We start from the raw sequence: 23,601 nt of genomic DNA on the forward strand, positions 1-23,601 counted from the left end.
ATATAAAACGATGTAGAAATAGCCAGTGCAATAAACTTTTCTAAGCTTATCTCAAGATGTGTCACTAGCATCATGGAATCCGTGTATATTAACATGGGTGTATGGGCAATCTACAAAGCAGTCAATAGATCAAACCTGAATCATCATAGGATGTTAAAAATGAACGGTAAGTGCATCGATTTAAGCATACTTTGCAGCAAAAAAGTATGGTAGTATTTTAAAAATATCACCATACAGTTGGTTTGTAACTATACTGTGTGAAATATTTGTTATATCTTATAAAAATTATTTAGAATAGCTTTGTTTAATTGTCAAAAATTGTACCAGTTGCTTTTGAGGGTTGAGGCATCATTTGATAGTTGCCCCAACGCCTATAACTTAAAGTTTTGAGCAATCGCTATAGGACAATGGGTAGCAAAATCATAGCGAAACAACCATTAGGAAAATATTATGGATGCAAATTTTGAAGGCCTAAAAGTCATGATTATTGACGATTCAAAAACCATTCGTCGTACCGCAGAGACGTTACTTGCCAAAGCAGGCTGTGAGGTGACTACTGCCGTTGATGGCTTTGATGCGTTGGCAAAAATTGCGGATACCAACCCAGATTTGATTTTTGTCGATATCATGATGCCACGCCTCGACGGTTATCAGACTTGTTCACTAATCAAAAACAACGCAGATTTTGCTGCCACGCCCGTGATTATGCTGTCATCAAAAGATGGCTTGTTTGATAAAGCGCGCGGTCGTATCGTCGGCTCAGATGAGTACTTGACCAAACCATTTAGTAAAGAAGAGCTATTTGATACCATTGAACGTCATCGTCCTGCGTCTTAATGCGCTGTGCTTCTTCATGCGCTGGGTTGAAGCTAAACAGCATGCCATTGCTTGCAACTGTTGTTAACCCCTAAAATCTGCAATCACTCGATATGACTGAAATATAAGCCCAGATTGCAACCTAGCTAGACGTAGATTTGGGATGCGTGTTTAGTTTAACCGTTGTGCTGTTGGGTTTTTATTCCCACCGACATACAAAACAGTAAAATATTAATGCAATCAATAATTAGGTAAAAGGGTAAGTGTATGGCCAAAATCTTAGTAGTTGATGATTCACCATCAGAAATGGCAAAATTTCGAGATATTTTGACTCGTCATCAGCACGAAGTCATTGAAGCGCATACAGGCGAGGATGGAATTCAAAAAGCCAATGAGTTTTTCCCAGATGTGATTTTGATGGATGTGGTCATGCCAGAGATGAACGGCTTCCAAGCAACCCGCAAACTTACCCGTGACCCAAAAACCAGTCATATCCCTATCATCATCATCAGTACTAAAAATCAAGAAGCTGACCGTGTCTGGGGCAAGCGCCAAGGCGCACGGGATTATCTCAGTAAGCCGATTACAGAAGAAGCCTTAATCACTGTAATCTGCGCCGTGATGGAGTAGGTTTCGTGTCCTCAAACGGCTTTATCGAGCTTTTACGACTCGCTAACCGCGGTATCAAACGACAAAAAGGTACCCACTTTGACCAAAGAAATCAGTGGCTAGGGGTCGCGTTTTCGCTCGGTGGCCACTACTTGGTAGCCCCACTCGGTGATGTGGCTGAGGTACTATCTTTGCCTGCCTATACCTCGGTGCCTTTGTCAAAACCTTGGCTGCTAGGGATTGCCAATGTTCGGGGACGGTTATTACCGATTACCAATTTGTCGAACTTCTTAGGTTTACATCCATCAGGCTCAAACTATCAATCAGGCAATCAAAAGATTTTGGTGATTGATCAACCCAAGCTGTTTAGTGGCTTACAAGTTGATGAGGTATTGGGTATCCAAACCTTTAGTCGTGGGCAATATCAGCCTATCGAGATGCCGAACGATTCGCCGCTCGCGCAGTATACGCATGGTCGTTTTAGACAAAACGAGCAGATTTGGTATGTGTTTATGCCAAGCTTATTGGCGCAAGACACGCGTTATTTAGAAGCAGCGTTATAACCTAATTTTCTAACTCATTAAAACAATTGAGGGTTTACCATATCATGGATACTAAAACTTCGACCCTAAGTACCAATACCAACTCCCCTGTCGCGGTCGGGCCTGGCAAGAGTAATTATCGTTTGAATAGAGGGGGCTCAACCAACTGGATTATTTGGGCAAGTATTTGTGGTGGTGTGGCTAGTTTGGCATTTATTTATCGACTCTACCAATTGCTGATTTTGGTACGTCAACAGAATAGTGTTGCCCATAATTTTTTGACGATTTGGTTGCCCTCTATTTTGATTGTATTAGGCGTCATTGGGGCGATTTACTTTTTGACCCGCCAGATTAGTGCCAAAACCCATCGCGAAATGGTAGAAGGTGAACGTGAAACGTTGCGTCAGCGTCATGAGATGGAGATTGAATCTGAACGTGCCCGCAGAATCCAAGAAGAAAACGAACGTAACCAAATGGCGATTTTGCGTTTGCTTGATGAGTTAGGTGACTTGGCGGAAGGTGACTTGACCGTGAACGCAACGGTATCAGAAGACTTTACAGGTGCGATTGCAGACTCGGTCAACTTTGCGATTGACCAATTGCGTCAACTGGTTTCTGCGATTAACGTCACCGCAGAGCGAGTCGCTCGCGCCTCTGACCAAACCCAGGCAACGGCAGTGAAACTGGCTGAAGCCTCTGAAAGCCAAGCGCAAGAGATCGCAGGAGCTTCTGCAGCGATTAATGAGATGGCGGTGTCTATTGACCAAGTATCGTCAAATGCCGCCGAATCTGCTGCGGTTGCGGACCGTTCGGTTGCGATTGCCTATAACGGGGCAGAAGTGGTACAACGTACCATCGATGGTATGAATACCATTCGTGACCAGATTCAAGAAACATCAAAACGTATTAAGCGCCTCGGTGAATCATCGCAAGAGATTGGTGATATCGTTGGACTGATTAATGACATTGCTGACCAAACCAACATCCTTGCGTTGAATGCGGCGATTCAGGCATCGATGGCGGGTGAAGCAGGGCGTGGTTTTGCGGTTGTTGCTGACGAGGTACAGCGCCTAGCAGAGCGTTCAGCCACAGCGACCAAACAGATTGAAACCCTGGTTAAAACCATTCAGGCAGATACGAACGAAGCCGTGATGTCGATGGAATCAACCACGGCAGAAGTTGTACGCGGTGCAAAACTTGCAAAAGATGCGGGTGAGGCGCTTGAAGAAGTACAAACTGTATCTAATAACTTGGCATCATTGATTCAGAGTATCTCGAATGCGGCGCGTCTGCAGGCAGCCTCAGCGGGACATATTTCAAACACCATGAACGTCATTCAAGATATTACCTCGCAAACCACCTCAGGTACCATGGCGGCCGCTCGTTCAATCGGTCAGCTTAATGAAATGGCGGCGGCGCTTCAAGAATCAGTATCGGGCTTTAAATTGCCAGATGATGCTTTAGCAAGCGCTTAATGGCTAATGCTTAATTAGGCTTAGTAATCAACAGTTAGAAAAGTAAGGGGTGGTTTTTACCACCTTTCTTTTTATGCGTGTTAGCTCTTATGTGTGTTAGATCAGGGGTTGCACGCTGTGGTTTTAATCACTACCTTAAAGACGTTGGCAGGGATAAATTTTCGCTAATCCCTACAAAAAAATCACAATGGCAGTTTTTTAGCAAAAATTTAGTCGATGCTCAGCAATCGATTCCTTTAGAGGCAGGTCAATGCCAACTGATTGTCTGCAACAATGTGTTAATTTATTTTCGGCAATTTGAGCAGCGTGACATCGTGCGTTATTTAGCCCGTTATTTGATTGCAAAACGGTTGCCCCAGATTGGCTCAAAGCATTGGCAAATATCGCAGCGCGAATGGGTGAACATTATAACTTATAAAAGGTATCAACCTGAGTTGACGCCAGACAGCGGGTAAGTTATTTTAAGTGATATAAGAAATTAATAAACGACTGCGTTACAGCTACTTAAAATCGAGAAAAATCGTCATCGTTTTTGACAGTCGTTGTACTAGGAATATGGTATGAGTAAACAACGTAATTTGATCGCCTTAGACTGGTTGATGCCTGTTTTAAAAGACGTATTTGGTGAACTTAACCAGTTGCTACAACGACATGACGCGCAGCCAGCGTGGCAGTTAATCGGTCAACATTTGCACCAAATCACCGGTGCGCTCGCGCTTGCCAACCAGCCCGCCTTATCAAAACTGGCGAAAACGCTTGATAAAACCACTATCGCCATTCAGCAAGAGACTTTATCCCCGCAGTATTTTAGTCAAATCAGCCATGCGGTGAGATTGCTGCAATTTGATATTGAACAAGTACAAGCTAAACAGCAGATTCATACTGACTGGGTCAATGACCGAATCGCTTATTTTGAGCAGCTGCTTAGCATAGCATCAACTTATGAGCCCATCCCACCTGTCACAGACAATGCTTTATTATTTTTAAGCCAATTAGCCACGCCAGACATCAAACACCCATGGGACAGTGCCCAAGCCGATGAATTACTTAAAGTCTGGCGTTATAACAGTTTACAACTACTACAAAACGCGACTAACGACAGCAAACATTTAGATGCACTGACCAAGGTTGCTGGCTATTTATCCCAGGCTTCTATCAATCCTGCTTGGCGTCAATTTTGGCAGTTGGTAGCGGTGTGGTGCAATAACCTAATCCTCAATGAGCAGCCTGCACCAACCGCTTATGCTTCGCTGTTAAACAGTCTGTCATTGATGCTGACGCATGATTTGACTCTCACCCCTGATATTACGGCATCTCGTTTAGCAGTTGATGTATTATTAGCGCTCAATGCGTTAACCCATAAATCGCATGACGCTAAAGCCCTGTTATCAAGCTTGGATATCAATAGTAGTGACACGCTTGATAATTTATTTAGTCAAGCATTGGAAAAACTTGAAAAAATTATTTATCAAGTGCATGAGCCCCTCACCATTTTGCCGATGCTTGAATCGGTCAAAAACAGTTTGGCAAATCGCGGTTGGGTGTTTTATGAAAACCAAATGGCGCAAATTATCGATGATGTGCGCTTAATGACGCAAGATACCTTTATGGCGTCATCTCTCAGTTGGCAGGTAGAACGCCAGCTGCAAGATGTTCATAGCCAGTTGTTGTCAACGGTTGAAATCCTTGATAGCCAAATTGGCTTACAGCATTTTGCCTATGCCAGCAATCCGCAAAATGAAGCGGTGCGCCAAACGCGCGTGCATATTGAACATATCAAACAGTCGTTTAATCAATATATCCAAACCCGTGATTTAAATAAATTAACTGTCAATGACGAATTGATTGCCACTATTCAAGTTTTTGGGGCATTAGGATTAACACGTCCCAAAGAATTGGTCGAGCAAATTCGCTTATTATTTAGTCGTATGCATAAAAATTCGGTACAGGTATTAAGCGCGGAAGCCAGTGATGCCATCGCCGACATGCTTGCCCGCTTTGAGCTATTTTTGGATTATTTATCCAATCAGTCTGTTAATGAAGAATTTTTGGATCAAACCCAAACTCAGCTTAACCATGCCAATTTATTGCTTAATGGCTTAATCGAAATGCCATTAACCGCCGCCGAAGTGATAGCGCCAACCAAGCACTTTGGCAGAGATACGGTGATTTACGATGATGGAGGCGAATATATTGCCAGTGATATGAAAGCACCAACACAAGTGCTAGCTACGGCTTCAGAAGCGCCTATCAAGCAAACGGCTGTCACGCAAACGCCTATGATGCAAATGACTGGCGTGCAAGAATCGCAAGCGCTAGCGGCTGCGAGGCAAGCCCTCAAAGCTGATGACTATAGTATGGATGAAGATATCCGAGATATTTTCATTGAAGAGGCGCAAGAAGTCCTTGCTGAGTTGGGTGAGCAAATTCTGGTATGGGAAGTGGACACTCGTGAATTAGTCGCGCTCAAAGATATCCGCCGAGGTTTTCATACCTTAAAAGGCTCAGGTCGTATGGTGGGCGCTCATCAAATTGGTGAGATGTGCTGGGCAGTAGAAAACATGCTCAACCGTGTGCTAGATGGTACTTTAGCGGTTAGTGATGCGTTAGTTGGCTTTATCAAAGATACCCATCGCAAACTGCCGATATTGGTTGAAGATTTTCAGCAGCAGCGGGCGCCAAGTATCGACCCTGCGGTTACCGTGTTGCAAGCGACTAATCTATTACAGCAGCAGCCGATTAACACAGGTCTGCCAGAAACCAATGGCTTAGATAGCCTTGTACCAGTCAGTGCTAGTGTGGCTGAAGACAGTGATAATATGGCTCAAGGCATTGAGGTTGCGAGTGACACTGCGCCATCAACCACAGCGGATATTCATGCCTTACCTGAGGTGGTGGCTCGCGAATATGAGCAGCTAACGACGGTCACAGATGCGGTCAGCGATGCCGATATTCAAGAAATTTATATCGAAGAAGCCAATGAAGTGATTGAAACGATTGCCCCGCTTAACGCAGCTTGGCAAGCCAAGCCCGATGATTTTGATACCTTAAAAGAAATCCGCCGAGGCTTTCATACCTTAAAAGGCTCAGGTCGTATGGTTGGCGCCAATCAGCTAGGGGAGCTTGCTTGGTCGATTGAAAACATGCTCAATCGCGTGCTTGATCATACCATAGCGGTTGATGAGGGGGTTTCACATCTAGTTGCTGATGTCATTGACGCATTTGCTGGGCTCATCACGATTTTTGCCCAAAATCGTACAGACTATCCCGCAGTGATTAAACTGTGGCAAGCTGTCGCTAATAGCTATGCCAAAAAACATGGCGACAGCTTTAGCTACCCTCAAGTCTTGTCCGCCTTTATGGGGCAGGGGGCCGACTTGCCGAGTGCGTCACACACAGATGCGGCACTCTCGTCTGGTCACGCCACCGCACAAACGCAAGCGCTACAGGATGTCAGTGGCATTAGTGACATCAGTAGTGAAATGGATGTCGCTGATGACGTATTTATTGAAGAAGCAGACGAGTTATTGGTCAATATTGATAACTTTATCACCCACCATTTGGGTGAGCCCGCAACGCATGTGCCTGATGCCATGTTACGCGCATTCCATACCTTGCGTGGTGGGGCAGCCCTGATTGAACTTAACAATGTCTATCACTTAAGCGCAGCGGTAGAAAAAGTATTGGGCGACTTATTACATAATGAAATGCCGCTGACGGCTCGCCAGTTATTGACCCTGCAAGAGGCCACAGATCTACTGCGAACCTACATTGATGAGCATAAAATCCATCATGATGTAACGGTTATAGAAGATAACAATGACATTGTTGCCGACTTGATTGAGCGTCTAACCGATGCCAATGCTGAGCCTCATGAAAGCACAAAACTGACAGTCAAAGACCTGATGGCGCTTGGGATTGATGACTTACTCGATGCCGATCAGCAAGCGCAAGCTAAGTTTGCTGGCGAGAATGAACAAGTGATTGCCTATGCCCAGCAGCTTGAACAACAGGCAGCAAGGCTTGCGCAGGCGTCTGAAGGTTTGAGCTATTTTATCATTCCAAGCACCTTACAGTTTGCCTATAAAAAACTGACTGATTATCCGCAATTTGCCAAAAATGAAGCCATTTATGATGCCTTAATGGGCTTACATAATCAGCTCATCAATATGTTTGACGCCATTGCAGCAGGCCTGCGCGTCAATATCGATGAAGAGGCGATTGAAACCTTAAGAAAATTATTGGCAAAAAATCAGTACCAAGCCGAGATGGATGCTATCGAGTACCAACCAGTTGCTACAGATGATGAACTATTGCAAATTTTCTTGGATGAAGTGCAAACCATTCAGCCCGACGTGCAAAATTACTACGACCAATGGCTCAATAACCTTAGCAATTTAGCGGTCACCAAAGAACTAGCTAATTATATGCACATGTTAAAAGGGGGTGCAGAGCTACTCGGGGTAACGAGTATTGCCGAGATGGCGCTACGTGGTGAGCAAGTGTATGATGCCATTGATAAAGGTATTTTAGCGAGTGATGCCGATACCGCTTCATTGGTGCAAAAGCTGCATGAAACCATTGCCTCGCAGCTCAAGCAAGTTCGACAATTTAGTCGCTCTTTTGAAGCCACAGATTTTGCCCAGCAAATTGATGAGGTTATCGCTGGTACAGTGCAAAGTCGAGACTTGGTATTTGCAGTGCCGATGATTGTTGAAGCCAATCCTGAAGAGTTGATGGAGCAAAAACAACTTGCCCAAGAGGGTGATAGCGCGATTGCAAAAAATGACCCACTCTACATCGAAGAAATTATTAATAACTTTGAAGGGCGTCGTTTAGAGACTTGGAAAGGTCAAGAGCCTGACGAAGATATCTTAAAAATTTATCTTGAAGAAGCCAAAGAACTGATCGATAGCAGCAGCCAGCATCTACAAGAATTCCGTAGTAATAACAGTGATCTTGCAGCCTTACAAGCCTTGCAACGTGAATTGCACACCATCAAAGGTGGCGCAAGAATGGTCGGAGCTGAAGGGATTGCCACGTTGGCTCACGAAATGGAAACCATCTACGAAGAGCTAGGCAGCCGCCGCAAACCTGCGACGCGTATGATTGGCAACCTATTGGCGGTGTGTCATGACTGGTTAGCAAATGCGATTTATGTATTAGAGAATAAATTTAACCCACAAACGCCTGTGGCGTTGGTTGCTGCGCTGCAACAATTCTCGCGAAAACCTGATAGCTTAAAAGAAATCCCCAATGCTAACCTAGCCAGCCAAATTGAGCAAATTGATATCTATCGCAGTAGTTTGGGACAAAACACGTTAGAAGTCAAACAGCGCGACCTAAGCGTCATGCCGCTGATGACGGGTAACTTTGAATCTGAGCAAGATCAATCGAACCTTCATGCTGAGACACTTAGGATTTCTGCAAGTGCTATGGAGCGCATGATTAACCTATCAGGTGAGTCCGCGATTAACCGCTCGCGAATCGAGATGGGTATATCAAGTCTATCGAACAATATCGAAGAGATGGGCGCAACTGTACAGCGTCTAGCAGATCAGCTACGCCGTATGGAAACAGAGCTTGAGATTCAAATCTTGTCACAAATTGGTGATGAGCATGCGTTAGAAAGTGACTTTGACCCGTTAGAGATGGACCAATATTCATCGCTCAACCAATTGTCAAAATCGCTCTCGGAATCAGCATCGGACTTGTTAGACATCAAAACGACCATGCTCGATAAAACCCGTGAAACCGAAAACTTGCTACTGCAGTTATCACGCACCCAGTCCGATTTGCAAGAGGGGTTGATGGATTCACGTACTGTGCCATTCTCGCGTATCACGCCACGTCTGCAACGGGTCGTCCGTCAAATAGCAACCGAACTGGGTAAATCTGTTGAACTGCGAATCCTAAATGATGAAGGTGAAATTGACCGTAATATCCTTGAGCGTATTACCTCGCCGCTTGAGCATATGCTACGTAACGCCGTTGACCATGGTATTGAAAAATCGCAAGAACGTATTGAAAGTGGTAAATCAAGAACAGGCTTAATCACGCTTGAAGTGCTGCGTGAAGGCGGTGAAATCGTTATCAACTTAACCGATGATGGACGCGGTATTAATGTCAATGCCGTACGCGAAAAAGCGATTGAGCAAGGCTTGATTTCTGCCAAAGATACCAGTCTAAAGACACTGGATATCATGCAATATATCTTTAACGCGGGTCTATCCACCGCCAAATCCGTATCACAAATCTCGGGTCGTGGTGTCGGTATGGACGTGGTACAAAGCGAAGTCAAGCAGCTGGGTGGTGTAGTAACCGTCGACTCTGAGCCTGGCAGAGGCTCACGCTTTACCATGCGTCTACCATTGACAGTTGCGGTGTCTGATGCCTTGATGGTGAGGGCAGGGGATAAATACTTTGCTGTACCATTGGTGCAAATTGAACGTGTGATGCGGGTCAATATCGATGCGATTGCTAACTTTTATACCACGAATGCCGATACTATCAATATCGATGGACAAGCCTATCGTTTGCGCTATCTTAATCAGATTTTGTACGGCAGTGACCCGGTGGATGCACTAGCGCACCAGTCAAGCAGTGTGCCAGTGATTATTATTCGTACTGACTTAGGTCAGCGCATGGCGCTACAAGTGGATATGATTGCAGGCTCTCGTATTGAAGTGGTCGTCAAACCGCTCGGTCGTCAGCTCTCCCATATCGATGGAATTTCTTCTGCCACCATCATGGGTGATGGCTCGGTCATGCTCATTCTTGACTTGGTGGCATTGATGCGTAATGTCAGCAACATTACCAAAGTCGAGCTGCAAAAAGCCAATAAAGCGGCTAAACGAGCGCACAAACCGCTGGTATTGATTGTGGATGACTCAGTAACAGTGCGCAAAGTCACCTCGCGCTTACTAGAACGTCACGGCTATGAGGCCCAAGTGGCAACAGATGGTATTGATGCGCTAGAAAAACTGCAAGAAATGCTACCGGAAGTCATTGTATTGGATATTGAGATGCCACGTATGGACGGCTTTGAAGTCGCCAATCATATTCGCCATAACCCACGGCTCCAGCATATCCCTATTGTCATGATTACATCGCGTACCGGTGAAAAACACCGTGAACGCGCGTTTGATATCGGGGTGAATGAATACATGGGTAAACCATTCCAAGAACAAATGCTGTTAGACACGTTAGCGCGCTTTACCCAACAAGCAAAAACTGACTAAGCCGACTGGCCAGGTAAAGGATACAATCATTCATGCTGTCAAAGTACCCACCGCTGCGATTTTTTATCGTTGCTGAGGAAAATCAGCAACGGCTCGCCTTTAGCGATACCATTCGTTCTTGGGGATTTGAAATCGTGGCATGCTTGGCAGCATCACAGCTGTTCGAAAAACATTTTCAGCAAAAAGTTGATGTGTGGCTAATCGATACCCCAGACGATTACGCAGTCATTCAAAATGTTGAAAAACAACAGAATGTCAATTTGACTAAGGTTGTGCTGCTGGGCTTTGTCACTGCGCCTTATATCAATGAAAGTCTGCTATATGCCAAATGGCAACGCCAACTCAAGCGAAAAATTGCCAACATGCTAGAACGTAGCGATTTGTTAGAGCCCTATGATGCTGCCAAGAGCGAAATCAAACCCTGGAAATATGTGGTGTTGCTCGCAGCCTCGATGGGCGGACCGCTCGCCATTAAGGAATTTTTAGATAATTTGCCCGAAGATTTACCAGTGGCGCTGTTACTAGCGCAGCACTTTAACCAAAATACGCTAAACACCTTGCCAAGAATTTTAAATCGTCACAATGAGTGGCGCTGTGACATAGTGACCAATACCCAGCAATTATTGACAGGACGTTGTTTGATTTTACCGATTGAACACAGCGTGGTGTGTGATTCCAATGGACGGGTAATTTTGCAGCGTAAACCTTGGCAAGGCAGTTACAAACCGCCAATCAGTGAGGTCATGCGTAATTGTAGCGAAGCGTTTGGCAATAATTTAATCACTATCGTGTTCTCTGGTATGGGCGATGATGGTAGTGATGCGGCAGCGACGGTCAAAAAAAATGGCAGTATTATTTGGGCGCAATCCCCTGACAGTAGCACCTGCGCGAGCCAGCCACAAAGCATGATTGAAAGCAACCAAGTCACTTTTGTTGGCACCCCTAAGCAGTTAGCTCAGCAGCTAATCGCCTTGTGTGGCTAATACGGCAGGCTAGCAGCGATCCCTAAATTTCTTATTAATCAGTAAATGAGCAGGCTATGGCAAACGATTTAAACCGTTATTTTAAGCAAGATGAGGATGTAGGCGTCCTAAGTATCACCACAGGTCAATTAACCATTGCTCGAATTCCTTCTAGCAGTTCGCCTGACTGGATTGTGCCGCAAGCTTTGATTTTGAGCATTGATAACTATGATGAGCGCATTTGGAATTATATTTGGCGCGGTCAAGAAGTGCCGGTGTATCACTTGTTGCCAAAAGATGATAAGCCCACCCACTTGGTGGTGTTAGAAAGCGTCACCGATATCCATCGGATTGCCTTGCAGATTCATGGCGAAGTGACTTTCCATTCTGTGCGTATTGCCGATCTCAAAGACGCTGATGACGCCACTTACCAAGCTGAATTAGCGACTCACTACCCTGACTTATTAGCCGCCTTAAACGCGCCAGATGATGAGGTCGTCGAGAGCTCACGCGCACCGAATTTGGCAGACTACAGCTTACAGCACGCTTATATTTTTCAGCCAGTCATGTTGGCAGGTGAGCTATGTGTGGTGCCAGATTTGGACAAGCTCTCGCATTTCTTGGTGGATTTAGATAGTTAGACGCAGTCCGCCTTTGTGCTATTTTGCCAACAGTCTGTTACTTTTATTTTGCCCAAACATTGCTAGAATAACCCAAAACAAATCATGATAAGGTAAAATCCATTATGGCATTATTTCCTGCAAATGAAGCGCCACAGCCGATTGCCCCACACGGTATCAACAAATGGTCGCTATCGTCACGTATTTTCCATTGGATTAGTGTGGTATTGTTGATTGCGACTTGGGCAATGATTGAGCTTAATGAAGATGCAACTGACTTTACCTATTTTGATTTGCATAAAGCGTTTGGACTCAGTGTGTTATTTTGGACAGTAGGTCGGATTATCAATCGTTTTGTCACCAAAGCACCTGCCGATGTGCCGATGCCAAAATGGCAAAATAAACTATCGCATTTAACGCATTTGGCACTGTACTTGATTTTACTTGCCATGCCTTTGGCGGGCTGGTTTTCTGTTATGTTTGATGGGGAAGGGGTGAGTATGTTTGGGCTGTTTGATATCCCAGCCTTTGTCAGTGAAAACAGTGATTTGTCAGGCACGTTAGAAAAAATTCATAAAAATCTGTTGTGGACGTTGCTGCTGGTGTTCACGGCCTTGCACATCATCGGCGCGCTGTATCACCAATTTATCCAAAAAGACCATTTAATTCGCCGTATGCGCTAAGTCAGCCCATAGTATAAAAAAGCCCATGTCATCATGGGCTTTTTAGTCACAATTTTTTAAATGCAGCCTAGATTAAGCGCAACATGAATTATTGGCGTGTACTATCAGGCAAGCTGATATTCATCTCCAGCACTTCCATGTTTGCTTCATTGTGATGTTGAATATTGACGTCATCAATGTTGACACCTGACACGTAGGTATTGACCACTGCCAAAATCTCACGTTTCATTTTTTCGATACGCTCTGGGGTTAACCGATTGTGCAAGCGGTTTTCGCTAGCAACGATGACCTTTAGGCGCTCTGCGGCAGTATTGGCACTGTTTGACTTTTGCTCACCGCCAAATAAATTACTCCAAAATCCCATAGCCTAACCCCCAAACCAGCGTTGTAGGAAACTTTTCTTCTTCACCTCGATATGGCGATAGGGACGTTCTTCCCCCAAGAAACGAGCGACCATGTCATCATAAGTTTGACCGGCTTTTGAATTTTGATCTAGCACCACAGGCACACCTTGGTTTGATGCCTCAAGTACGCTATTGCTTTCAGGAATCACGCCAAGTAGCGGCACTTTTAGGATATCATTAGAGATGCTGTTGATATCCATCATCTCGCCGCGCTCAGCACGCTCAGCGTTGTAGCGGTTGATGACCAAGTGCTCACGTACCACGCCTGTACCTTCTTCAACTTTTTTAGTACGGCTTTGCAAAATACCGATGATACGGTCTGAGTCACGCACCGACGAGATTTCTGGGTTGGTCACGATGATGGCTTCATCGGCATGGTACATAGCTAGCTGGGCACCGCGCTCGATACCAGCGGGCGAGTCACACACGATGTAGTCAAATTGTTTGGCTAACTCATTAATGACTTCGGCGACTCCTTCATCTGTCAAGGCGTCTTTGTCGCGGGTTTGGCTGGCAGGTAAGATAAACAAATTATTGAGCTGTTTGTCTTTTACCAAAGCTTGTGACAGGCGCGCGTTCCCTGAGATAACATCAACAAAGTCATACACGATACGGTTTTCGCAGCCCATAATGAGGTCAAGATTTCTAAGACCCACGTCAAAGTCAATCACTACAGTTTTAAAGCCGCGAAGGGCTAGACCTGTAGCGAAAGAGGCGCTAGTGGTGGTTTTGCCTACCCCGCCTTTTCCTGAAGTTACAACAACGATTTTTGCCACTTTGGCATACTCCTATTCATAGCACGGTGTCAGTGAGGCTGTATTGGTTAATCATCAAGCCATACACACATTCACGCTAAACTGGTTTGAAAAATATGGATATAAATTAACGTAAATCGTTAAAAGTTAAGGCTTAAATTTTAGTTAGCCCAAATTTGGTTAATTGGACTAGTTTAGCATAAAAAACTTTTCGAAGTTAATCGAGAGATTGGCGATTTTTGCATAGATTATGGTATAAGTGGTTGTTTAGGTGATTGTTATTCCATCAATTCAAAGACCAACCCTTGACCATCAAGGTAGCTGACTTGTACCGCTTTATCCAAATACTCAATGGGAATATTTTCTTTTAGGCAATAAGTGCCCGCAACTGACACCAGTGACGGGTTAAAACGTAAACAGAATATTTTAGCGTTGGTGTCGCCCGTCGCCCCTGCGACCAATCGCCCTTCGGCTTTTCCATACACGTGTAGGCTATAATCGGTAATCGCTTCCGCGCCGGCATTGATGCCTTTGGTCAAAATCACGTCACCGCCTACATGATTGATACTTTGACCTGAGCGCAAAATTTGACTATGCACCAAATCGCCTTCAAGCTGTGATTGGTGATGCGGTAAGGCGACAAATTTTTCAGGTGCAGCTGCAGTATCATTACTTGCGGTATTATTGGTTACCATATCATTGGCGGTTTGGTGGAGAGTAGCAGCATTGGTGGGTCGTTCAGTCAATTGACTGTCGGATGTGAGTGATTGGGTAGGGGACTGCGCAACGTGTTGAGAGGATGGCGTATTGGCTGTGCTGTTTGATTTTTGCTCACTACCCATCGCCACGTTTTTTGGTGCTTTGCCGTCAATGCGCTGCCCATCCGCTGGAAAAATGGCAATGCGAAGCGCATTGGCTTGGGTGTCATTGGCGCCTGTGACTAACCCAATCGGCTGTAACCCTAGCACCCATAAGCCGCCCCAAAGCTGGGCTAAATTTAATGGCTGTTGACAGCTGACAATCACCGGTAAGTTGGACTGGCGTTGACGACCTAGCTTTTGTGCAATTTTTGTCAAAATTACTTTGATATCATTGCCTTCAATATTTAGGCGGGTAAAGTTCAGTAGCCTGCCAGTGAGTTTCACGCTAGTGGCTACAGGGTCGGTAGGTAATAGGTTGGCTGGCTGCTGACTTTGCGGTGAACCCTGCTCTGATAGGTTAGGTAGGTTTTGTAAGTTTTGTGATGAACTATCTTGGGTCAAGTCAAGGGCAGCGGGCTGTGTCATGAAAAACCTTTTTATAATAACTTTTTATACATCAAAATCGATTCATACCGCATATTAGCAAGTATTATTTAAAACAACAACCATTCACCGCGCTATTTATTGTTTGGCAACCAAAGCCGTAATAGGGCGATAAAAAAAGCGTTGCACAGCCGCTAGATCCCAGCCAAACTCGTGGATGCAATCAGCGTATTTGGTGCTTCCATTGTTGAATGCGAACTTGGTTGGCAAGTGATGTCAAACTATCATCAATAATATCGCTAATTAATTTTTCTAGCGCAGGGCTAGTGACGTCAATTTGCACCAAGCTTTTGGCGATTTCTTCATACATCAGCGTGAGCGTTTGCGGCTTGGTAAGGTTGGTGGTCAAGCTTAATGTCAGATTTTCCCCAATGTGTTGCCCGATGCTGTGCATTTGGTTTTCTATCAGACTACCTGCAATCGGTATCAAGCGTAATATGCGGTGCAGCTCGGGCGTATCGGTCAGCGCTTGCTGAATGGCAATGCCCACTTGTTCTGCCAAAGGTTTGGCAAAGATGGCAGGATTGGCGGGCGTGGATTGTAATAACGGTGTGGCCTCTTGCTGCAGCACATCGACAATGACCTTTTGGATGTCATCCCGATGCTTGTCGATGATGTTTTTGACCAAATGCCCATCGGTGTTGCTTATTTCGGTGCGGATATTGTCAATCGCAGTTAAAATCACCCGATCAGAAATCTCTTCCATAATCATTTGGTAATAAAATTTGATCGTGGCAAGCCAACTGGCGGGCAAAACTTTGTAGCCAAGTTCGTGCAGCCGATAGCCAATCACGCCAACGCGCAGCAGTCGCAATGCGCGCAGCTGCGGTGCACAGCCCAACACTTCATACCAATGCACGAATGGAAAGAAAAACCAGCGGTAATAGCGTTTTTGGGCGATGGCAATCAACCAGCGAACCACAAGCTCTGCTACCAAAAAGATGGTAAACAGACCCCCTGCCACTTTGAGCGGCTCGTGCCATCCTTGCTGATAACTGATGATACTGTCAACAAACCCCATCCAACTTGCTATTTTTGCCATAAAGCTACTTAGCATCAAAGCGTCAAACCCCATGAGCAGCAAGTCCAACACAATGGCAATCATCATGATGGTATCGTAGGCTAACTGCCAACGACTGGGTTTGGCAGGGTGAGCAGCGAGCGGTTGGCTAATATTCGAGCTTGGCGTTGGGCTGGATTTTGGGTCTAAATTAGCAGTTGGCATAAAAAAGTGCTCAAAATGGGGTCAATACCGCAAAAAATGTGAATGAGGACAAGGCAGGTAAGTCATACCTTGCATGACTCACCTGAGATTTTAACTAGCAGTGTCACTAGTGATATGTCATTAGTCATGTGTCGCTAATAATGTGTTGCTAGGGATGACGGGTAAAATCATCGAGCATGGCTTGGATACGTTGATCTTTTTGCTGCCACACATCATCAAGCCAACGGTACATATCTATTTTGGTTTGCTCATCCTGCTGGTATTTGCCATCCATGAGCCGCTGTAGCAAATCATCTGGCAATGCAATTTTTTGAATATCCACCCCGATGCGTTTGATATTACCTTGCCACAAATCCTGATAGGTAGGAATACCGTCAGGATACACAATCGTCATGTCAAGCACCGCGTCTAAATCGTCACCTAACGCACCCAATGCAAGCGCAATGCCGCCCGCTTTGGGTTTTAGCAAATGTTGATACGGTGATTGTTGCAAGTCATGTTTTTTTTGGGTAAACCGCGTGCCTTCGATAAAGTTAAGTAAGGTAAAAGGCTTGTCGAGTAAGTTTTGACAAGCGCGTTTGGCTTCGATGATATCGCGGTCTTCTAGCGCTGGATTTTTAGCAATCGCTGCCTTCGAGTAGCGTTTCATCATCGGAAAGTCTAAAAAATAAAACGCTTGTCCCACAATTGGGATATACAGTAGCTCGTATTTGGCAAAAAATCGCGTTAATGGCAGTCGGTTTTCACTGATATATTGAATGACAGTGGTATCGACCCAAGATTGGTGATTACTCAGCAAAATATATTTGCCATCGACCGATAAGTCATCAGGCAGGTTGACGCGAAAATCAATATCGGGCAGGATGTTGTCAATCAAACGATTGTTGGTATTGATCCAGTGATTGGCTATTTTTAACACGGATTTATCTGCCAATGTATGACCCGTTAATGTTTTTACCGCGCCCATCGCCCAAAGCGGTAGACTAAACAGCACTGAATTGCCGGTAATGGTGCCTGCCGCCACCGCTAAGCTGGCGTTTTGCGCCAAAGGTAATGATGTTTTACGCAGTTTGTTGAACGTGTTTTTGAGCAATGATGGTTTATTGTTATTTGTCATATTTGGCTCCCACAAAGCTTATTCAAAAAAGCTTATTTGAATGAGACATAAGAAAAAATACTTGGCTTCATTAATTTGGCTTCGTTAATTGTAAAAATAAGTGTTAGTTTAGCAAACGTCAAAAATGTTCACTAATAAATTTTTATACACTGGCAAGCACAAATCTTGCAGGTTTATTGGTGCTGTGCTATACACCCCAGTAAAGTTAATTGTCAAAAAATTTTTTTAAAAATTAACAAGTTATTGAATAAGCTATGGATAATAGATTGACTATCCAGCACAGTTTTCATCAAAATCACGAAGCATTTAATATATAAAAATAAATAATATAGATAATGAATACTTGAAAATATTTTGTAACAAATTATGCCATCTTACAACATCCTTAAGACAAATCATTACATATAAAGAAAAAGTTTATTGCATAATGAGCTCAATCACAAAGCAACTGAGTGTTGTCAGGTTTATCTGGCAAATGAGATAAAAACAACAAGTTGGTGCGTGACAATTATAACTAAGTAATTATAACTAAGTAATTATAACTAGAGGAATTCAAAGGAGATTACTCATGCGTACTAAATTATTAGCAGCTACTTTAGCATCAGGTGTTATCTTAACAGGTTGTGCAACAACGCCAACTGGTACGACAACAACAGGCATTACCGACAATAAAGCGCTTATGGGGGGTCTATTAGGGGCAGCCGCAGGTGCGGGTGTCTCAAAGGCAACGGGCGGTGAAAAAACCGGTCGTGATGCGGCAATCGGTGGTGTACTAGGTGCAGGCGTGGGTTACTACATGCAGCAACAAGAAGCAAAACTTCGTGCAGAAACCGCAGGTTCTGGCGTGACGGTAACGCGTGACCCAGTGACTAATAACATTAACTTGTCTATCCCAGAAGCGATAACTTTCCGCGTTGGTGATTCTACTATTCTACCTAACTTCTATAATACGTTAGACAAAGTAGCTACCACACTACGTGACTATAACCAAACTAACATTCAAGTAAATGGTTACGCCTCAGTGGAAGGTGATGCAAATAGAAACCAAGCGTTATCACAACGCCGTGCATCAGCAGTCGCTAATTACTTAGTCAATCGTGGCATCTCTGGTAACCGTATCAGCGCTATTGGTCGCGGTGCGACAACACAATTTGGCTCAAGCTATGAACCAAACCGCCGTGTAGAGATGACTATTCTTGCACCCCAGTCAGTTAACTAATCAGTCAGTTAACTAATCAAGTCAAGCTAGCTGATATTTTCATCCGCGAATTGATAAAAAAAGCACCTTTTATAAGGTGCTTTTTTGGTTCAAAAAATGAAAAAAGGACTATATCGGCGTTATAAAATACTCACCACAATATTATTGCCATTGTCTAAGGCGTCATTATAAAACGCCAATAACTCATCATACGAAGCCAGTAATTCTTTATCCAAGTTTTCCTTTTTGTCTTGCCAAATATTGGGTGGAAAAATAGCCTGCTCACGTAGTGACTTCATCGAGACTTTTTCTAAGCGTTTTTTAAAGTTAATTTGTTCTAGTGCATCGACGATTTCGACAATATGTGCCCACGGGGTAAAAGCAATGAAATCGGCGTCTTCACTGTCACTAAAGGTTTCCACACCCACCACAAACTCACTAACAGGCTCATCAGGTACAGGTTGGGTGGCACTGTGTTTGGTTAACACAAAATGGATAATGTCCCACAGTTTGCCCAAATCTACCAATTGCGCTTGAGGCTGCTCACTCATACTTTCAAGTAACGCCGTTCGCGCTGTATCAGTGGCATTTTGCAGTTGCTCGAGCAGGGCGTTATCGACCATCAAATATTGTGCGATCATACAATTTCCTAGTTATAAAGTAGCGAGATATTAGCGTAGTGGGATATGACAGTCCTATCACTTTATGTTAAAACGAGGATAGTATACCTCATACAGCAAGCGATTTTGACGATGTATTCACTTGAATTGACCGACTCATTTAGCTGACTTATTGGACTGATTTATTTAGCAGACTTATTTAACTTTAACCCATTAGACCCGCTGACATATTGATTAATGAGGCTAAAATTGCGGTATTAAAGAAAAATGATAACACACAATGGATGGTACCGATGATCCGACTTTGCTGGGTGTTGAAGGCGACATCCGCTGTTTGACCAGATGTACCAATGATGTAGGAAAAATATAAAAAATCCCAGTAGGCAGGGTCATCATCGTTAGGAAAATCTAGCATTTCTGCGTTTTTTTCTTCTTTAAGCAAGAAATACTCGTGGGTGTAATGAATAGCAAACATGGTATGAATAAACAGCCAGGCCGTCAAAATCGTCATGGCGGTGAGCGCGATATGAAACAGCATCAAAGCGCCTTTGGCGTCCTTGCTCGCGCCCAACTCTACGACAATCGCGAGCATACTGACAATGGCTGTGACAAAAACCAAAATCAGCATTAACACCGTGCCTTCGTCTTCAGCATGGGCTTTATCCAAAATTGCATTTTGATCGGCTTTATACATCATCCGAAAAATAGCCAGTAAATACACCCAAAGCCCGATATTCCAAGCCAGCAAAAATTGCGTCACAAACTTTAATTTATCGTAGGCTACCGCCAACGTCCAATCTTTGGGTAATAGACCAACTAGCGCTGATAGTCCAAAATACACCACCAACATCGTGGCAAATCCTAACAGTAGACGAGGGCGGCTTTGAAAAAAACGATAGATGTAACCAATCATGGCTGTTTCCTTATGGCTGCCTACGTCGTCGGCTTGTGGGGTGCTTTGATTGTGGCGATTTAGGCGTTAACAGGCGAGGTTTTTTGCGCGATTGTGGCGTTGTCGTTGCCGCGGATAAAGGTTGGACACCCAGTCGCTTTAAATCGGCAGGTGATAGCGGTATTTGTGTGGATGCGCCAACCTCTAAATTTCCCAAGCTAAAGCCACTCGATGCCATGCGAATCAGCCGCAAACAGGGCAGCCCCACATGGGCAGCCATGCGACGTACTTGACGATTTTTACCTTCAAAAATAGTAATGGCGAGCCACGTGGTGACTTTGCGTTTGGCAATCTTGTCAGGCGCTTGCCAAATATGCTCGGCAATTTGTGCTTCGCTTAGTCTTACAACTTCGGCAGGTAAGGTGATACCGTCTTTGAGTGGCACCCCTGTTTGTAGTTGTTGTAACTGGGCATCGCTTGCATCGCCTTCCACCTGTATCCAGTAGGTTTTGCCTTGTTGTTTGCCTGCATTGGCTTTGGGTGGATGGGTCAAGGCTTTATTAACCTGCCCATCAGCGGTTAGCAGTAGCAATCCTTCGGAAGTGGCATCTAATCGCCCCGCCACGCGTAGGCTTTTATCGCTAAAATAATCGCTGAGCGTCGCAAAATTGTTATTGTCATCGCTGCGAAATTGGCTGAGTACGCCATAAGGTTTGTTAAATAAAATCAGTGTCGGCATGGTAGAGGATGACAAGTGAGTGAAAAAGCTTAAAACACATCGAGCAGTTGGCTGCTAAGTTGTTCAGTGTAAACGCTAATCTTGGCTATTGCAATTTGGTTATTGCAACAAAGTCACCGTTATAAACCACACCGCCCAACGCCATACATATTTTGCAAAATTGTGCCAAATTGTGCAAAAGGATAAGCCCGTATTTTTGGCTAAAAACAAGGTATAATAATCCCTTCATACAACTACAATAATACTAACATATGTCCTATCACTATCAATTTACCAGCGAGTTTGACTGGCGCTCACAGACACAGTGGCAGACGCCTGATACGCCCTTTATGCACTTTGATTTTTGGCAAGCGCTCATAGATGCAAAGCTGATTGGTGGGCGCAGCGATTGGTGGGTGCAGTATGCGCAGATTGTCGATGACAGTGCTCAACTGATTGCCGTGATGCCTGTGTTTATCAAAAAGCATCACCAAGGCGAATATGTGTTTGATTTTAGCTGGGCAGAAGCCTTTGAGCGCTATGGTAGAAATTATTATCCAAGATTGGTGACAAGCGTGCCTTTTACACCCGTCACCGGCGAGCGGATTTGGGTGGCACAAGGTAAGTCATTAACCGCGCCACTGTATCAGACCTTACTACAAGCGATTGATGAATTGGCAAGTCGCTATCAAGCATCCACTTGGCACGGACTGTTTTTCTCCCCAAAAGATGTCCAAGCCTTGCACAATATGCCCAATCTTTGCGAGCGGCTAAGCTGTCAGTTTTTATGGCAAAATCGCAATCTACAGGATAAAAAATTCGCCAATTTTGATGAGTTTTTGGCAACATTAACTGCCAAAAAACGCAAATCAATCAAGGTGGAACGCCAAAAGGTGCTCAAACAAAATTTAAGCTGTCAGGTTAAACTCGGTGACGATATCACCGAGGCGGATTGGGCAGTTTTTTATCAATGCTATGCCATGACCTATCTGGTCAGAGGGCGGCAGCCGTATTTGAATTTAGCATTTTTTAAGCAGCTTGGGCAGACTATGGCAGACAAGTTGATGCTCGCTCAAGCGCATAACGCGCACGGTGATATCTTGGCTTGTAGTTTGTTCTTCTTTAATCACGAGACGCTATATGGTCGCTATTGGGGCTGCCTAGAAGAGTATGATTGTTTACATTTTGAACTGTGTTATTACCAAGGCATTGAGTTTGCTATCAAGCATGGCCTTCACTACTTTGACCCTGGTACCCAAGGGGAGCACAAGTTGATTCGCGGCTTTTATCCGGTGTTGACTCATTCGCTACACCGTGTCTACGACAAGGTGTTTGCCCCTGCGATTGCCCAGTTTTGCCAAGACGAACAGCACGCTATATTGGCGTACCAAGCCGATGCGATGACCGCACTACCTTTTAATGACATCTATAAAAGCCAATTTTTTGGTGATGTTGCCGCGCGCGGCACAATACCTGATAATGAGTTTTTGAAAAAATAATGATAAATGTTGGTCTAAACCTAAACTTAGCTTTCGCGCATTTGAGTGCGGCACATAAACAGCAGATACCGCCGAAACTCATCCCTTGGCTGACGTCAACAGGGTCGCTCACTGCCAAATTTGAAGCCTTATCTCAGCATAAACTCATCGTACAGCCGACGTTTGAAGGGCGGCAAACCTTGTCCCTGAGCGAAAAGCGCCAACTGCAGTTACCGCTTGGGGTGAACCAATCGGCATGGGTGCGCGAAGCCTTATTATTTGGCAAGCCTAATCAAGATGCGTGGGTGGTGGCGCGGTCAGTATTTCCGTTTGCTAGCCTTATTGGTAATGCGCGAAAACTGGCGAATTTGGGCACAACACCGATTGGCTATATACTGTTTCGTCGGCATGGCGCCACAATGACCAATCGCTGGATTGATGTGACAGCGCAAGGCTGGCGACGCACCACCCTTTACCAGTGGCAGGGCAGGCATTTTTTGATTAGTGAGACTTTTTTACCGGCATTTGAACATAGCCTTATGGGTGAAGAAGAAAGCGGTATGATTTATGTCAGTAGTGATAAAGGCGAAGGCTGGGTACAAAAACCATTGGTTGCTGTGCGCTAACTTTACCCAGCCAAAAAAAATAGCCAAATAAACATCGCTAAAAAATATAGCAAAATAAACACAGCCAAGCAAAAATCGACAGTCGCAGCGGCTGTCTTTTTTACGGTGACTTTTTAATATCGTGTTAATCGCAGTATCGAATGATTTTTTGAGCCGCTTTGGTTAGCCCAATGCTTGATAAATAACCTCAAAAATCGCAGGCGAATGATGAGACAAATTCAGCCAAACCTGTGGATTATGCTAACCCAAACAACCAAACCATGCTAAACTAAGCCATATTTTCGGTTTTATCCGCCCATTTTTTGACTCACTTAAA

The 23,601-nt window shown here is 44.5% G+C and carries 19 protein-coding genes and 1 pseudogene; 12 read left to right on the forward strand and 8 right to left on the reverse strand.

Annotated elements, in window-relative coordinates; translation table 11 throughout:
- Nucleotides 1–450 precede the first annotated feature (450 nt).
- The 9 genes and pseudogenes from pilG to H9W84_RS01715 all read left to right on the forward strand — a co-directional run bounded on the left by pilG (nt 451) and on the right by H9W84_RS01715 (nt 12,948).
- Complete coding sequence (pilG, locus tag H9W84_RS01675) at nt 451–837, forward strand: twitching motility response regulator PilG (protein ID WP_050324978.1); 387 nt, start codon at nt 451–453, stop codon at nt 835–837.
- Nucleotides 838–1,083: 246 nt separating this feature from the next.
- The gene (locus tag H9W84_RS01680; RefSeq protein ID WP_076775056.1) at nt 1,084–1,446 is read left to right on the forward strand and encodes a response regulator; all 363 of its coding nucleotides are present in this window, start codon (nt 1,084–1,086) and stop codon (nt 1,444–1,446) included.
- Nucleotides 1,447–1,451: 5 nt separating this feature from the next.
- A complete protein-coding gene (locus H9W84_RS01685) occupies nt 1,452–1,988 on the forward strand; it encodes a chemotaxis protein CheW (protein ID WP_239741436.1) in 537 nt (178 codons plus the stop codon).
- A 419-nt stretch (nt 1,989–2,407) separates the two neighbouring features.
- Nucleotides 2,408–3,442, forward strand: a pseudogene (locus tag H9W84_RS01690) (methyl-accepting chemotaxis protein); the annotation flags it as partial.
- 89 nt (nt 3,443–3,531) lie between these two features.
- Nucleotides 3,532–3,897 (forward strand): CheR family methyltransferase, encoded by a 366-nt coding sequence (locus H9W84_RS01695; protein ID WP_239741437.1) that lies wholly within the window; start codon nt 3,532–3,534, stop codon nt 3,895–3,897.
- A 105-nt stretch (nt 3,898–4,002) separates the two neighbouring features.
- Entirely contained in the window at nt 4,003–10,683 is a 6,681-nt protein-coding gene (locus tag H9W84_RS01700) for an Hpt domain-containing protein (protein ID WP_239741438.1), read from the forward strand.
- Between the two features lie 32 nt (nt 10,684–10,715).
- Complete coding sequence (locus tag H9W84_RS01705; RefSeq protein ID WP_239741439.1) at nt 10,716–11,666, forward strand: chemotaxis protein CheB; 951 nt, start codon at nt 10,716–10,718, stop codon at nt 11,664–11,666.
- A gap of 56 nt (nt 11,667–11,722) precedes the next feature.
- Nucleotides 11,723–12,286: a hypothetical protein gene (locus H9W84_RS01710; protein ID WP_239741440.1), complete on the forward strand. Its 564-nt coding sequence runs from the start codon at nt 11,723–11,725 to the stop codon at nt 12,284–12,286.
- A gap of 104 nt (nt 12,287–12,390) precedes the next feature.
- Nucleotides 12,391–12,948 carry a cytochrome b gene (locus tag H9W84_RS01715; protein ID WP_062332532.1) on the forward strand — a complete coding sequence of 186 codons (558 nt, stop codon included), beginning with the start codon at nt 12,391–12,393 and terminating at the stop codon, nt 12,946–12,948.
- Between the two features lie 88 nt (nt 12,949–13,036).
- On the opposite strand, the gene minE is transcribed toward H9W84_RS01715, so the two are convergent.
- From minE to H9W84_RS01740, 5 genes are all read right to left on the reverse strand, one after another.
- Nucleotides 13,037–13,312, reverse strand: a complete 276-nt coding sequence (minE, locus tag H9W84_RS01720; protein ID WP_007115412.1) for a cell division topological specificity factor MinE — start codon at nt 13,310–13,312, stop codon at nt 13,037–13,039.
- A 3-nt stretch (nt 13,313–13,315) separates the two neighbouring features.
- Nucleotides 13,316–14,128: a septum site-determining protein MinD gene (minD, locus tag H9W84_RS01725; RefSeq protein ID WP_036592750.1), complete on the reverse strand. Its 813-nt coding sequence runs from the start codon at nt 14,126–14,128 to the stop codon at nt 13,316–13,318.
- Between the two features lie 257 nt (nt 14,129–14,385).
- Nucleotides 14,386–15,393 (reverse strand): septum site-determining protein MinC, encoded by a 1,008-nt coding sequence (minC, locus tag H9W84_RS01730; protein ID WP_239741441.1) that lies wholly within the window; start codon nt 15,391–15,393, stop codon nt 14,386–14,388.
- Between the two features lie 181 nt (nt 15,394–15,574).
- On the reverse strand, nt 15,575–16,636 hold the full coding sequence (locus H9W84_RS01735; RefSeq protein WP_239741442.1) for a hypothetical protein: 1,062 nt from the start codon (nt 16,634–16,636) through the stop codon (nt 15,575–15,577).
- 148 nt (nt 16,637–16,784) lie between these two features.
- On the reverse strand, nt 16,785–17,753 hold the full coding sequence (locus H9W84_RS01740; protein WP_007115416.1) for an acyltransferase: 969 nt from the start codon (nt 17,751–17,753) through the stop codon (nt 16,785–16,787).
- 568 nt (nt 17,754–18,321) lie between these two features.
- On the opposite strand from H9W84_RS01740, the gene H9W84_RS01745 reads away from it, so the two are divergent.
- Nucleotides 18,322–18,972 carry an OmpA family protein gene (locus tag H9W84_RS01745; protein WP_239741443.1) on the forward strand — a complete coding sequence of 217 codons (651 nt, stop codon included), beginning with the start codon at nt 18,322–18,324 and terminating at the stop codon, nt 18,970–18,972.
- Nucleotides 18,973–19,091: 119 nt separating this feature from the next.
- Here the strand turns inward: H9W84_RS01745 and H9W84_RS01750 are convergent, their stop codons facing one another.
- The 3 genes from H9W84_RS01750 to H9W84_RS01760 form a co-directional block, all read right to left on the reverse strand.
- Nucleotides 19,092–19,592 carry a YfbM family protein gene (locus H9W84_RS01750; protein ID WP_007115418.1) on the reverse strand — a complete coding sequence of 167 codons (501 nt, stop codon included), beginning with the start codon at nt 19,590–19,592 and terminating at the stop codon, nt 19,092–19,094.
- A gap of 184 nt (nt 19,593–19,776) precedes the next feature.
- Nucleotides 19,777–20,484, reverse strand: coding sequence for a DUF1345 domain-containing protein (locus H9W84_RS01755; RefSeq protein ID WP_239741444.1), 708 nt, complete (start codon nt 20,482–20,484; stop codon nt 19,777–19,779).
- A gap of 10 nt (nt 20,485–20,494) precedes the next feature.
- Nucleotides 20,495–21,202: a pseudouridine synthase gene (locus H9W84_RS01760; protein WP_188874683.1), complete on the reverse strand. Its 708-nt coding sequence runs from the start codon at nt 21,200–21,202 to the stop codon at nt 20,495–20,497.
- A gap of 251 nt (nt 21,203–21,453) precedes the next feature.
- Here H9W84_RS01760 and H9W84_RS01765 point away from each other — a divergent pair, with 251 nt between their 5' ends.
- Together H9W84_RS01765 and H9W84_RS01770 are read left to right on the forward strand one after the other, a co-directional pair.
- Nucleotides 21,454–22,680, forward strand: a complete 1,227-nt coding sequence (locus tag H9W84_RS01765) for a GNAT family N-acetyltransferase (protein ID WP_239741445.1) — start codon at nt 21,454–21,456, stop codon at nt 22,678–22,680.
- Entirely contained in the window at nt 22,680–23,285 is a 606-nt protein-coding gene (locus tag H9W84_RS01770) for a chorismate--pyruvate lyase family protein (protein ID WP_239741446.1), read from the forward strand. The genes H9W84_RS01765 and H9W84_RS01770 overlap by 1 nt, the downstream gene beginning before the upstream one ends.
- Nucleotides 23,286–23,601: the final 316 nt, after the last annotated feature.

Source organism: Moraxella tetraodonis (assembly GCF_022359095.1).
GTDB lineage: Bacteria > Pseudomonadota > Gammaproteobacteria > Pseudomonadales > Moraxellaceae > Faucicola > Faucicola tetraodonis.

Excerpts from the sequence above, each read along its gene's own strand:
- pilG (WP_050324978.1), top strand. The coding sequence starts at position 451 with ATGGATGCAAATTTTGAAGGCCTAAAAGTCATGATTATTGACGATTCA.
- H9W84_RS01680 (WP_076775056.1), top strand. The coding sequence starts at position 1,084 with ATGGCCAAAATCTTAGTAGTTGATGATTCACCATCAGAAATGGCAAAA.
- H9W84_RS01695 (WP_239741437.1), top strand. The coding sequence starts at position 3,532 with ATGTGTGTTAGATCAGGGGTTGCACGCTGTGGTTTTAATCACTACCTT.
- H9W84_RS01700 (WP_239741438.1), top strand. The coding sequence starts at position 4,003 with ATGAGTAAACAACGTAATTTGATCGCCTTAGACTGGTTGATGCCTGTT.
- H9W84_RS01705 (WP_239741439.1), top strand. The coding sequence starts at position 10,716 with ATGCTGTCAAAGTACCCACCGCTGCGATTTTTTATCGTTGCTGAGGAA.
- H9W84_RS01710 (WP_239741440.1), top strand. The coding sequence starts at position 11,723 with ATGGCAAACGATTTAAACCGTTATTTTAAGCAAGATGAGGATGTAGGC.
- H9W84_RS01715 (WP_062332532.1), top strand. The coding sequence starts at position 12,391 with ATGGCATTATTTCCTGCAAATGAAGCGCCACAGCCGATTGCCCCACAC.
- minE (WP_007115412.1), bottom strand. The coding sequence starts at position 13,312 with ATGGGATTTTGGAGTAATTTATTTGGCGGTGAGCAAAAGTCAAACAGT.
- minC (WP_239741441.1), bottom strand. The coding sequence starts at position 15,393 with ATGACACAGCCCGCTGCCCTTGACTTGACCCAAGATAGTTCATCACAA.
- H9W84_RS01735 (WP_239741442.1), bottom strand. The coding sequence starts at position 16,636 with ATGCCAACTGCTAATTTAGACCCAAAATCCAGCCCAACGCCAAGCTCG.
- H9W84_RS01740 (WP_007115416.1), bottom strand. The coding sequence starts at position 17,753 with ATGACAAATAACAATAAACCATCATTGCTCAAAAACACGTTCAACAAA.
- H9W84_RS01745 (WP_239741443.1), top strand. The coding sequence starts at position 18,322 with ATGCGTACTAAATTATTAGCAGCTACTTTAGCATCAGGTGTTATCTTA.
- H9W84_RS01750 (WP_007115418.1), bottom strand. The coding sequence starts at position 19,592 with ATGATCGCACAATATTTGATGGTCGATAACGCCCTGCTCGAGCAACTG.
- H9W84_RS01755 (WP_239741444.1), bottom strand. The coding sequence starts at position 20,484 with ATGATTGGTTACATCTATCGTTTTTTTCAAAGCCGCCCTCGTCTACTG.
- H9W84_RS01760 (WP_188874683.1), bottom strand. The coding sequence starts at position 21,202 with ATGCCGACACTGATTTTATTTAACAAACCTTATGGCGTACTCAGCCAA.
- H9W84_RS01765 (WP_239741445.1), top strand. The coding sequence starts at position 21,454 with ATGTCCTATCACTATCAATTTACCAGCGAGTTTGACTGGCGCTCACAG.
- H9W84_RS01770 (WP_239741446.1), top strand. The coding sequence starts at position 22,680 with ATGATAAATGTTGGTCTAAACCTAAACTTAGCTTTCGCGCATTTGAGT.